Here is a 12,678-nt window from a genome sequence, read left to right on the forward strand (position 1 = left end):
GATTATTCCTCCTTCTCGTCCCGCAAGAAATAAATCGTATCCAGACGGAATTGTTCTGCCGCCTCACGAACATCTTCCTTGCTAATGTGTTCTATTTGAGCCAACAGTTCTTCAGCCGTTCTCTCTTTGCCAGACAACTGCCGATTGAAGTCATAAGCGATCATCTCAAAAGCAGAATCCTGCATTTCCTTAAGCAGATTACGGATCATCGCTTTGGTCTGGGACATTTCCAGATCACTGATTGTACCGCTTTTCATTTCTTCCAGCTGTTGCTTGATGATGGTGACAGCCTTCTCATAATTGGGGATTTCAATCCCAGATTGAATCGTCGCAATGCCTTTATGTCCGTCATAGCGAGAAGACGCGTAATACGCCAGGCTTTCTTTTTCACGTACATTCACAAACAGCTTGGAATGAGGATATCCGCCGAGGATCCCGTTGTACATTAGTGCTGCTGCATACTGAGGATCTCCATAAGTGATTGATGTGCGAAGTCCCATATTGAGTTTTCCCTGACTCACATTCAGTCGCTCCACAACGGTCTCGACTTCCTTATCCCCTCGAACCGCTGCCTGTGTCTGGTAATCGGAGGAGGACGTACGATCCACATTGAAATGACGCTGAACGAGGTTCTCAACCTCTTCCAGTGTCGTATCCCCCACCACATACAGATCCATACTCGCCTGCTGTAGCCACTCCTGATAAGACTCAGTCAGTGTGTCAGGCTCAATTCCGGGGAGATCCTTGCGCTCACCCAATGGGTGAAGACGGTACGGCTCGTTCTTGCACATTTCCTCAATACTGCGTTCAGCGGCATAGCGCATTTTATCATTTACGATCGACTCCAGTTTTTTCCGAACAGTCTCTCGTTCTGCTTGTACATACGTAGTCCTAAAATGTCCATCCTCCTGTGCAGGTCGGGTAAGAACCTCTCCAAGGAAGGCAAATGAACGATCCAGTAACTGCTCATCCCCTCCAACAAAGGAATCATTAATGGTATCCATCCGGAACTGCACAATCTGGTAATCCCCACGTTTATACACGTCAAAACCAAACCCCGCACCATACAGATGCTCCAGTTGTTCACGAAATTGCGTTGTTTCCGGATAGGACTCTGTGCCGCGCCGCAGAACAAAAGGTGTCAGTGCTACTTTGGTCACCGTATCTTCCCGCAAAGGAACTCCTGCGTATAACGATATAGCGAACGTTTTGAAACGTTTGGTCGGAAGCACATGTATACGAAACTCTCTCTTGCTACCTCGTTCAAATCCTGATGTATTCAAATGTCAAAACCCCTTTACGGCGTCATTTATCATGCAATCGTGAAGCTTAAACGTAACAACCATTTTAACCCAATCAAAAGGCAAGAAGCAACCGAAGTCACGCCTTCTGGTTGCTTCCAACATCATCACATACAAAATATATGTTGCCCGATTGTTTTCACCTGAGGACGGGTCCAAATCCATTTGGATGTTGCTGTCTTGGGATTAAAATAGTAAAGGCATCCACCTGATGGGTCCCATCCATTCATGGCCTGTTCAACGGCTTTTTTCGCTTGTGCATTGGGTTCCAGATAGATCTGTCCATCTGCAACAGCGGTAAATGCCCCTGGTTGAAAGATTACACCCGACGGTGTATTAGGAAAGCTTGGTGATTTAACGCGATTCAGTATCACTGCTGCTACTGCAACTTGACCTTCAAATGGCTCACCGCGAGATTCCCCATATACCGCATTTGCCATAATTTTGAGTTCATTCTCGGATAGCCCCATGGAGTTTGCCGACCCCATATTGTCTTGCTCTTTGTCTGCAGCATTGTTACTGCTGTCACTTCCACCGGAAGCTTTCTCCTTGTGCAATGGTGGTTCGGTTGGCGACCATTTGGTTGAAGCATTATACAGCTTCAGTTTGGTTTCAGCTCCAACGACACCATCGGCTTTCATACCAAATTCCGATTGAAACCATTTGACGGATTTCAGTGTACTGCTGCCAAAATTACTATCGATTTTACCATTGTAAAATCCCAGATACTTGAGTCGGCCTTGAAGCTCATACACATCCTGACCGTAACTTCCATATTTCACAGCGTTGCTGCTGAAAGTAGGCAAGGCTTTCTCTTCAACCTGTGTTGTGCTTTGATTCGGACTTTCAGTTGCTGTATTCCCAGGAAGCAAATAACGGATTCCCAATGCGGATATCAGCAAAATAGCAGTGAAAAGCCATAGGTTCATTTTTCGCATCGACTGTGCTCTACCTTTCTCTTGTGGGATTAACAGAATCGCTAAGGTTATTATGACAAGCCTGCTTGCTTCCTATGCACCAAAACATCCGAACTTTGGAGTAGATGGCAAAACTTCAGTTCGATGGGCAAGTAAAAAGCCCCCAACCAATAAGATTGAGGGCTTAAACGATTCGTAATAATCATGATACATGTTACACTACGAGCTTATTTTATTCTGTTGATACTGTTCAAGCGAAACCAGCACTTCCCGTGGTTTACTGCCCTCGTAAGGACCAATTACACCCCGAGCTTCCATGGAGTCAATTAAACGTGCTGCACGCGTGTAACCAACCCGCATACGACGTTGTAACAGGGAGACTGAGGCTTGTTTCGCCTCCAAAATAATCTGTACAGCTTGCTCATATAACTCATCCTGTACTTCATCAGCTGCCTGAATGGAGTCATCCACCTCAGGTACAATGGACTCATCATATTGCGCTTCGCCTTGACCGCGTACATAATTAACAATATTTTCGACTTCTTCATCGCTCATAAAGGCGCCTTGTACACGAACCGGTTTCGATGCGCCCATAGGCATGAACAGCATGTCTCCACGGCCCAACAGTTTCTCAGCCCCACCCATATCCAGAATCGTTCGGGAATCCACTTGTGAGGATACCCCGAAGGCAATCCGGGAAGGAATATTAGCCTTGATTACCCCGGTAATAACGTCAACGGAAGGACGTTGTGTGGCGATAATCAAGTGGATGCCGGCTGCACGAGCCATCTGGGCAAGCCGCGCAATCGCATCTTCCACATCTCCGGCTGCAACCATCATGAGATCTGCAAGCTCGTCCACAATAACAACGATATACGGTAGAACAGCCGCAGGATTATCTTTCATCAGATTGTTGTAGCCTTCAACGTTCCGAGTACCGGATTTGGAGAACAGTTCATACCTTTTCTCCATCTCAACCACGATCTTTTTAAGCGCAAGTGACGCTCGTTTTGGATCGGTTACTACCGGTGCCATCAAGTGGGGAATTCCGTTATATACGTTCAACTCAACCATCTTGGGATCGACCATCAAGAACTTCACTTCATCCGGCTTCGCTTTGTACAATATGCTTGTAATAATTCCGTTAATACATACCGACTTACCGGAACCTGTAGCACCTGCCACCAGCAAATGGGGCATACGAGCCAAGTTACCAATGATCGTCTGTCCGGAGATATCTCGGCCGAATGCAATAGTCACTTTGGATTCTGCATCCTTGAACGTTGCTGTCTCCATTACTTCACGCATCGTTACAACCGACACCTCACCATTAGGTACCTCGATACCTATTGCAGATTTCCCGGGAATCGGCGCTTCCATCCGGATATCTTTTGCCGCCAGAGCCAACGCGATATCATCCGTTAGACTGACAATCCTGCTGACTTTGACACCAATATCAGGCTGAATTTCATACCTTGTAACAGCAGGTCCCCGAACCACTTCAAGTACTTTGGCGCGAACACCGAAGCTTTCCAGTGTGGCTTCCAGTTTGCGCGCTGTCTGCATGTAATCCTTCTGGTCACCCGCTTTGCCCCCATTGTTTGGCTTGGCAAGGAGACGGAATGAAGGCAACTTGTACGGCTTCGGTGGCGGAGGCGGTGGTTTGATTGGTTGTGCGTCCTGCCCACCGGGAGTTGAACTACCTGTTCCCGGCGTTGCATCATTCGGCACTTCTTCTCCACTCTGAATGTCATCCACAGCATTGGGCAAGCCCGTTCCCGTATCGGATGCAGACCACTCTGTCTCTACCAGTTCATCCGTTATTTTAATGGCATTCTCGCCCTCTTGAACAGCGTTGGTATCGGTGAGATCATCTGGGAAAGGATAAGCATCGTCCAGATCATCTTCGATACTTGCATCTTCTGCTCTGACATGCTCGAAAAAGTCTCGAATAATTGGCGCAGAGTTAGGTTTAGCCTGAACGGGAACGTGTGATGAAGCGGATTTATTCGCAACGTCTTCGGTTGCATCCTGCCAAGCATCTGGACGGTGATCTTGTTCGGCGCGGTATACAATCTGTTCTGTTTCTACCGAATCCACCTGATTGATCTCACGTCCTGCTTTCGCCTGTTCCCGATCAGCTCCCCATTTTCCAAACAGTTGGAAGAATATTGGCGCTTTTCGTTTAGGCAGATGCTGTTCCTCTAATTCATCCTCATACTCGTCTTCATCATCTTCAACAGGGACAGGTACCACTTTACGAGCGTTCCCTTTCTTCCTGGCATCAGGAGCTGAAGCAGAACGTGCAGAGGACCTCGACTCCAGCTTCTTGTACATTGAACTCCCGGCATCCCAGACCTTCGTTCGAAATATTCGAATTAGATCCACATAAGAAAGATTCGTAATCAGCATAAAACTGATAACAAACATGACGATCATGATAAGTCTTGCCCCAAGGCTACCGAACAGCCACAGGAACAGGGCAAATTGCCCAGCTCCGAGATAACCACCGCTGATATCCTTGTTAAGCATGGAGTCCCTCTCACCTGGCGCAGCAGGGGTTAGCAACTCGGTTTGCATATCATTATGTACCTGTGTAATCACAGCACCAGGCTCAAGCGCACCCACCGGAATGAGCTTCTGGTGCATTGCAGAGACGGTACTCATCAGGGTTAAGGCAAAAACCAACAATACCAGTCCTGTCTTGCGCGTGGTCCAGCCACTCGGCCATTTCCGGTGAATCATCACCATCAAACCATAATAAATACCAACAAGTGGAATCGCAAAATAAAACTTACCAAGCATCAGTCCGAACATCTTGGAAAGCGAACGTCCAACGGTGGCTTCACCCGATAATGCAATGACAGCAAGGGTAATCAGCACAATCCCGTAAATTTCATATTTTAAAACGCCACTAAAACCAGCGCCCTTTTTTTTCCTCTTTTTTCTTCTGGCCAAAATCAGGTCACCCCCAGAAGAATATTATACCATACAAATATATTCCGTACATATGTTCTTTTTCTGCTCAATTTGTCTGAATTCGTCGCGTTATGCTGATCCCAAGTTACCTGAAAGCGGAATGGTCGAACCCGGCATATTGGCAGGATTGAGATAGGCTTCAAGCGGACAATCCAGTAAACGAACAATAACGGCTTCATTGTCATTCACAGGCCTCACCTGCATTAACAAACCATTCATTTTGATCTCCCTCGTATCTTCGCCCTCTTTCCACATTCCCGACCAGAGTTGTTCAGGAGGCATCACGGTGTATAGTGTCATTGGGTATAACCTCCCGCCTGCAGGGTCTGTCTCTTGTCTCCTATGAGCTGATTTAACTGAGCAATAGCCTGTCCAATCCCGCCTACTGCATCCATTAATCCATGTTTCACTGCATCTGCGCTTCCTACAGCTGTACCAATATCCCGATTCAACTCACCGGTCTTAAACATCAGTTCTTTGAACATCTCTTCAGAGATATTCGAATGAGAAGTCACGAATCGTACAACCCGTTCCTGCATTTTCTCCATATACTCAAACGTCTGAGGTACACCAATGACAAGGCCGTTCATACGGATGGGATGGATCGTCATCGTTGCACTTCCGGCAATCAAGGAATACGTTGAAGCTACCGCAATCGGTACTCCAATGCTATGCCCTCCACCAATGACCACAGTCACCGTAGGTTTGCTCAGGGAAGCAATCATCTCTGCAATGGCCAGACCCGCTTCTACATCGCCACCTACCGTGTTCAAAATGATCAGAATACCTTCAATACGCTGATTCTGTTCTGCGGCTACTAGCTGTGGAATGATATGCTCATACTTTGTTGTTTTATTTTGTGGTGGCAAAATTAAATGCCCTTCCACCTGTCCGATAATGGTCATACAGAAAATGTTCGATTCACCTGCTGGCGACTGTGTCTGCCCAAATTGCTGAATAGTCTCCGTAACAGGAGAGATATCCTTGTCCTCTTGTATCGGGATCTCCGGTGCTTCAACCTCAGGCTGATTGGATTTTGACGCCTGCTTGCCATTCATACGTTCATTCATTTCATTAATCCCCTTCCCCAGAAACATTTAATGTATTTCCTTAGTATGGGGATTTTTCCAACCGCCTTATACCCGACACATCAAATTGATTCACATATTGACGTTCTCCCAGAAAAACGCAAAAAAAGCCCCTTCTCTACGAGGAACCGTCCAATATTACTCGTAGAGAAGGGGCGACTGTGTGCCTAAATATATGTTTTTGTTTTAGCTATTTTAAACTTCCATAATGATTGGCAAAATCATCGGTCTACGACGAGTTTGCTCATACAGGAAGCGTCCCAGTGCATCTTTAACATTCGTTTTGAGTGAAGCCCACTCGTTAACGTTCTCACTCATCAACTTCTGCAATGTGCTGCTAACAATCCGGTTGGCCTCATCCAGTAGCCCTTCCGATTCGCGTACATACACAAATCCGCGAGAGATGATGTCAGGACCGGAAACAATTTTTCCATCCTGTTTGCTCAGTGTTACCACAACAACAAGGATACCATCTTGTGACAGCAATTTGCGGTCACGAAGTACAATATTACCCACATCGCCTACACCCAAGCCGTCGATCAACACGTTACCTGCAGTAACTTTACCAGCTCTACGTGCTGCTCCACCTTGAATTTCAATCACTTCACCGATATCCGTGATGAAAATGTTTTCAGGTTCTACCCCTACAGATTCAGCAAGAACCGCGTGGCGACGCTGCATACGGAATTCACCGTGAATCGGTAAGAAGAATTTCGGTTTCATCAGGTTGAGCATCAGTTTGAGCTCTTCCTGGCTACCGTGACCAGATACGTGAACACCACTGTTAGCACCGCTGTAATGCACGTTAGCGCCCAGACGGAACAGTTCATCAATCGTACGGCCTACATATTTTTCATTACCTGGAACCGGTGTTGCTGCGATAATAACGGTGTCTCCTGGCAGGATGTCCACTTTACGGTGCGTGGAACGAGCCATACGTGTCAGTGCTGACATTGGCTCGCCTTGGCTTCCTGTGCAGAGAATCACGACACGATCAGCAGCCATCTTGCCTACTTCTTCGGGTTCAATGATCATGCCATCCGGAATCTCAAGGTAACCCAGTTCCGAAGCAATACCGACCACGTTGACCATGCTACGTCCGATAACTGCAACTTTACGTCCAGTTACTTCTGCTGCGTTGATCACCTGTTGGATACGGTGTACGTTGGAAGCAAATGTAGCTACAACAACGCGTTGGCTTGCTTTACGGAAGATATCTTCCAAAACGATACCCACATTTTTCTCCGATGGTGTGAATCCAGGTTTCTCAGCATTCGTACTGTCGGACAACAAAGCAAGTACGCCATTCGTTCCGATCTGTGCCATACGCTGAAGATCTGCATATTGACCATTGACTGGAGTGTGGTCAAATTTGAAGTCACCTGTGTGAACAACTGCACCTTCCGGTGTTTCGACACATACACCAACGGAATCCGGAATACTATGGTTAGTAGCGAAGAACGATGCTTTCAATGCAGTTCCAAGTTGAATCTCGGAGTCTGCATCAATCAGAATACGTTTTGTTTCACCCAGCAAGTTTGCTTCTTTCAACTTGTTTTCTACAAGTCCAAGCGTAAGTCTTGTTCCGTATACAGGAACATTCAGATGTTTGAGAACATAAGGCAAACCACCAATGTGATCCTCATGTCCGTGAGTAAGGATAATTCCTCTTACTTTGTCACGGTTCTCAGTCAGGTAAGAAATGTCAGGGATGACAATATCAATACCAAGCATATCTTCTTCAGGGAATTTAAGACCAGCATCTACGACTACAATGTCGTTAGCGTATTGGATGACGTACATATTTTTACCAATCTCGCCTACGCCGCCCAATGCAAAAATCATCAGTTTATCGTTATTATTTTTCTTAGACAAATGAATCTAAACCTCCTATGGTAGTTGGACGTCGTACCTTATTATTTATTGTAAGTTAAGAAAAGTAGTCCATACATTACATACCCATCTATCGGGATGAATGCAAAAGAACACCTTTATTCACGATATCTGGAAGAAGTTCTTCGAAGTTAATCCCTTACACCAACAAGTTGGATTTGAAATCTCCTCTTAGCCGTTCCTTCCTTTTTCACCGCAAAGCTACACCACGAAACGATGTCGCTTTCAATTTCAAAAAAATACCGCACCCAGTCACTTGACATCATTATACATGATTAAAAACAAAAAAAACAAGTCACTCTCTCGTTAACCTGTAGGTTTCCCCTTAGCAATGAAAAAGAAACCTCACATTACTCGTCAAAAAAAGAACCGCAACCTCGAAGAAGAGGAGCGGTTCTTTTGCTGATCTGATGGAAATTCTCATGATTAATAAAATAGTTCCATATGCAACCTAAATGATTACAAATTAAGCAGACCTTTGATGTAGACCTGCTCCTCTTCCGTTGGCGGAATAAGGGGCAAGCGCACAGAGCCAACGTTCAAACCACGCAATGTCAGCGCATATTTCACCGCTACCGGGTTTGGTAGAGGCTGTGGACACTCAAACAGACCTTTAAACACCGGGAAGAGCTGCTGATGAATCTGAGCAGCTTGAACAGGCGCGCCGCCATAGAAGGCATCGATCATTTTCTTCATTTCTGCCCCTACGACATGACTCGCCACGCTGACGATCCCATGAGCACCAACTGCAATCGCTGGCAAGCCTGAAGCATCATCACCGGAATAGACTCTGAAATTCTCCGGAGCACTTGCTGCAATCAGCGTAACCTGCTCCATAGACGCACATTCCTTCGTGGCTACGATGTTAGGAATCTGAGCCAGACGAAGTGTTGTAGCGGCTGACAGACTGGTTACTGTACGCCCAGGCACGTTGTAGAGCATAACAGGCAGCTTGGTTGAGCCCGCAATAGCTTCAAAATGTTTGAACAAACCTTCTTGACTCGGTTTGTTGTAATACGGAACAACCAGCAATATGCCATCCACTCCGGCACGTTCAGCTTCCTGTGTCAAATGGATGGAATGTGCCGTGTTGTTGCTTCCCGTTCCGGCTATAATCTTGCACCGACCGGCCGCATGTTTCACTGCAAATTCGAATAATTGAACTTTCTCAGTATCACTAAGTGTTGGAGACTCCCCTGTTGTTCCGGAAACCACGAGTGTCTCCGACTTTTGATCTATAATCAGATAGTCGATTAGACGTGCCGTTTCCTCCCAATGAATCTCTCCTTGTTCATTGAACGGAGTGACCATTGCTGTAATCAATCTTCCAAAGTCCAATTCGATTCCTCCTTCAAAACAGGTTTGGCTCCTCTAACTTCAGTTGCTTACAAATGAAGTTCGAATGAGGCGTGAAGTGCCCTCAGGGCCTGAACCATATCTTCTTTTTTTACGAGTACCCAGATCGTTGTATTCGAATCTGCCGATTGCAGGATCTGAATGTCTGCCAGGGTCAAGGACTCGACGATGCGAGCCATAATTCCAGGTACACCATTAATGCCTCCGCCAATGACGGAAACTTTGGCACAACCGGACAGGCTTTGTGGCTTGAGGCCTATCTCCTGTAATACATGTATGGCTTTCTCGGAATCACTGTCAAAAACCGTATAGACAACTCCCGAGGGGGTAACATTAATAAAATCAACGCTGATCGAATTCTCAGCCATGGTTTTAAATACTTTTAGTTGCAATCGATCTGCACCACCAGGTACATCCACCGTAATTTGCGTTACATTGCTCACATAGGCGATACCTGTTACATAACGGTCAACAATGCCTGTCTGCACATCATGAAATCCTTCCGGATGCGTAACGAGCGTTCCTTCCGTGTCTGCAAAAGTAGATCTTACCCGTACAGGTATCTGGGATTGCATGGCAATCTCAACCGCACGTGGATGAATTACCTTGGCCCCGTGGTGGGCCATGTTACAGATCTCTGCATAACTCACAACAGTCAGTGGACGTGCATCCTCAACAATCCGTGGATCTGCAGTGAGAATTCCGTTCACATCCGTGTAGATATCCACCATTTCGGCACGTAATGCTGCACCGAGAGCTGTTGCAGACGTATCACTTCCCCCACGACCCAGTGTCGTGAAGTCTCCGTTCTCCGTCTGACCTTGGAATCCGGTTACAATAACAACCCGGCCAAGCTGAAGCTGCTCCAACACACGAACAGGACGGACATCCAATATCCGGGCATTCCCGAAATTGTCGTCCGTCACAAAACCTGCTTGTGCACCGGTCAGCACTGTAGTTGGAATGCCTTCATGTTCGAGCAAACTGCTCAAAGTCGTCGCAGATATGATTTCACCACAGCACAGCAGTAAATCCTTTTCGCGTGCGGATAGTGCGTTTCCGTTCTGTGCAGCCCAGTCCAGCAACGTATCAGTCGCATATGGCTCGCCGCGGCGCCCCATCGCAGACACCACGATGACCAGACTCAATCCTGCCTCAAGTTCACGTTTAACGTGACGGAGCACATGCTCTCTCGCCTGAACAGTGGAGAGAGACGTGCCTCCGAATTTCTGTACCATGATACGCATCTTTATTCCTCCATTTGTGTACGCAAGAAGACTGGACACGGGTCAAATCAACAAATGGATCACCCTAGGGAGCGTTCTGATGCGATAATTTCAGCAATTTATACGGCATTCCATGCCGCTCCTTGTTTTTGTGATTGTCTGGGACAATCGCAAATCAAAGGTCGCGGTTGTTATCGAGATCATGACGCATACATTCACATTAGACCTCTCCCGCTTGCTTAACCTTTACTGTTGGCAAGCAGGAATGCCCTTATAGACAGAAACGTGGACACAATCAGCTGTTTAAGCCAGCATATCGTCCCCCATGATTTTCTTTGTCTTTCGAACCCTTCTTCATTTCTCCAAGCGCATAAACGTTGTCACCGAATCATTGTTCCATCAAGCCTGTGAAGAACGCTCCACAATCATCGGCTGCAGCTGTTTGCCCTCAAGAGCACTCCAGCAAGCCTCTGGAATCAATTCCATTTTGGCGACTAACGAGTTTGGTTTTTTCACTGGATCGTCCTGCCCAAATGGCACAAAATACAAGTATTTGGCCACGAGCAATTTGGCGATATTCGCAGCATTCAAGCCCAGACCGTCATTCGTGGAAATGGCGAGCACGAGCGGACGCTGATTGCGCATCTGCGCTTTGGCTGCCATTAGCACTGGACTGTCGGTCATCGCATTAGCCAGCTTGCTTGTGGTATTCCCTGTGCATGGAGCTATAACCAGCACATCAAGCAGCTTGGAAGGCCCTAATGGCTCCGCTTCAACAATTGTAGAAATGATATCATTACCTGTTATATCTTTCAACTGTTTTTGCCAATTTTGCGCTGTACCGAAGCGTGTATCCGTCGTCAGTACCGAATTGGAAATAATCGGAATGACGTTGGCACCTTCAGCCACGAAGCGGCTAATTACCGGCATAACCTCTTCAAACGTACAATGAGAACCCGTAATTGCATAACCTACCGTTTTTCCCTGCCAGTTCATGATTTAACCTCCCGAGCGTTCTGTTCTTCCAAAAGCAAACGGATCAACGCGTCGGCAATTATGCCGCCAGCCGTTTTGGGAGCAACAATGCCGGGGAGGCCAGGCGCAAGTAGCGCTTTGATACCGCGTTTGTCGGCATACCTGAAATCACAGCCGCCAGGAGCGGATGCGAGGTCGATAATGACAGCCTTTTGCGGCATTCTGGACAGGATTTGTGCTGTGATTATCATAGTCGGTATCGTATTAAAAAGCAAGTCAACTTCCCCGGTTTGAGCGGCCAAATCCGTTGTCATAAAAGGCTTCCAGCCCATTATAGTCGCGCGAGCAACATCCTCTTCCCGCCTGATCCCTACCCGTACATTGGCTCCAAGTCCCTGCAATGTTTTGGCCATGGTGAACCCTGTTCGACCGATGCCAAGCACGATGCATTTCGAACCATGGATTGTGAAGTCCGTCTCCCGAATAGCTATGGCGATGGCTCCCTCAGCTGTTGGAATAGAGTTGTAAAGTGCAATATCATCACGATCAAGTACTTCAACAAGTCTCAGCCCGTTATCTAGACAAAGTTCACGCAGGAACGGCTTCGCCATACCTGTGAACACAATGCAATGCTCCGGCAATGCTGCAACATGTTCCTTTTTCAAATAGATTGGCGTGTCACTGAACGAAGTACTAACTTTACCCTGATCATCGCAACCGACGACAGGCAGTACCAGTACATCTGCCGAAGCAAACACTTCGTCCTCCAGTTCCTGGTGTTCAATACCCGGAATGGAACGCTCCATTTTATCGAAACCCACTACACTTACCGTTGCATCCAGCTCAGCGCACTTTTGAATGACTTCAAGCTGCCGCGCATCTCCGCCCAGGACTACAATCCGGACTCCGGTCAGCATCGGGACGTCACTCCTTTCACCACATG

General features: G+C 47.0%; 10 protein-coding genes. All 10 read right to left on the reverse strand.

Going from position 1 to position 12,678, the window contains the following annotated elements; genetic code table 11:
- Positions 1–2: 2 nt before the first annotated feature.
- Complete coding sequence (gene yfmF / locus OM416_RS11035; RefSeq protein ID WP_264929238.1) at positions 3–1,283, reverse strand: EF-P 5-aminopentanol modification-associated protein YfmF; 1,281 nt, start codon at positions 1,281–1,283, stop codon at positions 3–5.
- Positions 1,284–1,408: 125 nt separating this feature from the next.
- A complete protein-coding gene (sleB, locus tag OM416_RS11040; RefSeq protein WP_264929239.1) occupies positions 1,409–2,239 on the reverse strand; it encodes a spore cortex-lytic enzyme in 831 nt (276 codons plus the stop codon).
- Positions 2,240–2,437: 198 nt separating this feature from the next.
- A complete protein-coding gene (locus tag OM416_RS11045) occupies positions 2,438–5,176 on the reverse strand; it encodes an FtsK/SpoIIIE family DNA translocase (protein ID WP_264929240.1) in 2,739 nt (912 codons plus the stop codon).
- A gap of 90 nt (positions 5,177–5,266) precedes the next feature.
- On the reverse strand, positions 5,267–5,497 hold the full coding sequence (locus OM416_RS11050; RefSeq protein WP_036609282.1) for a YlzJ-like family protein: 231 nt from the start codon (positions 5,495–5,497) through the stop codon (positions 5,267–5,269).
- Entirely contained in the window at positions 5,494–6,267 is a 774-nt protein-coding gene (locus tag OM416_RS11055; RefSeq protein WP_264929242.1) for a ClpP family protease, read from the reverse strand. Before OM416_RS11055 ends, OM416_RS11050 begins: the two co-directional genes overlap by 4 nt.
- A gap of 213 nt (positions 6,268–6,480) precedes the next feature.
- The gene (locus tag OM416_RS11060) at positions 6,481–8,160 is read right to left on the reverse strand and encodes a ribonuclease J (protein ID WP_062833839.1); all 1,680 of its coding nucleotides are present in this window, start codon (positions 8,158–8,160) and stop codon (positions 6,481–6,483) included.
- 477 nt (positions 8,161–8,637) lie between these two features.
- Positions 8,638–9,516: a 4-hydroxy-tetrahydrodipicolinate synthase gene (gene dapA, locus OM416_RS11065; protein WP_264929243.1), complete on the reverse strand. Its 879-nt coding sequence runs from the start codon at positions 9,514–9,516 to the stop codon at positions 8,638–8,640.
- Between the two features lie 47 nt (positions 9,517–9,563).
- Positions 9,564–10,781, reverse strand: a complete 1,218-nt coding sequence (gene dapG, locus OM416_RS11070) for an aspartate kinase (RefSeq protein WP_264929244.1) — start codon at positions 10,779–10,781, stop codon at positions 9,564–9,566.
- 378 nt (positions 10,782–11,159) lie between these two features.
- Complete coding sequence (locus tag OM416_RS11075; RefSeq protein ID WP_062833836.1) at positions 11,160–11,756, reverse strand: dipicolinate synthase subunit B; 597 nt, start codon at positions 11,754–11,756, stop codon at positions 11,160–11,162.
- On the reverse strand, positions 11,753–12,652 hold the full coding sequence (gene dpsA, locus OM416_RS11080) for a dipicolinate synthase subunit DpsA (RefSeq protein WP_264929245.1): 900 nt from the start codon (positions 12,650–12,652) through the stop codon (positions 11,753–11,755). Before dpsA ends, OM416_RS11075 begins: the two co-directional genes overlap by 4 nt.
- Positions 12,653–12,678: the final 26 nt, after the last annotated feature.

It is taken from the genome of Paenibacillus sp. LS1, from assembly GCF_026013365.1.
In the GTDB taxonomy this organism is placed as follows: domain Bacteria; phylum Bacillota; class Bacilli; order Paenibacillales; family Paenibacillaceae; genus Paenibacillus.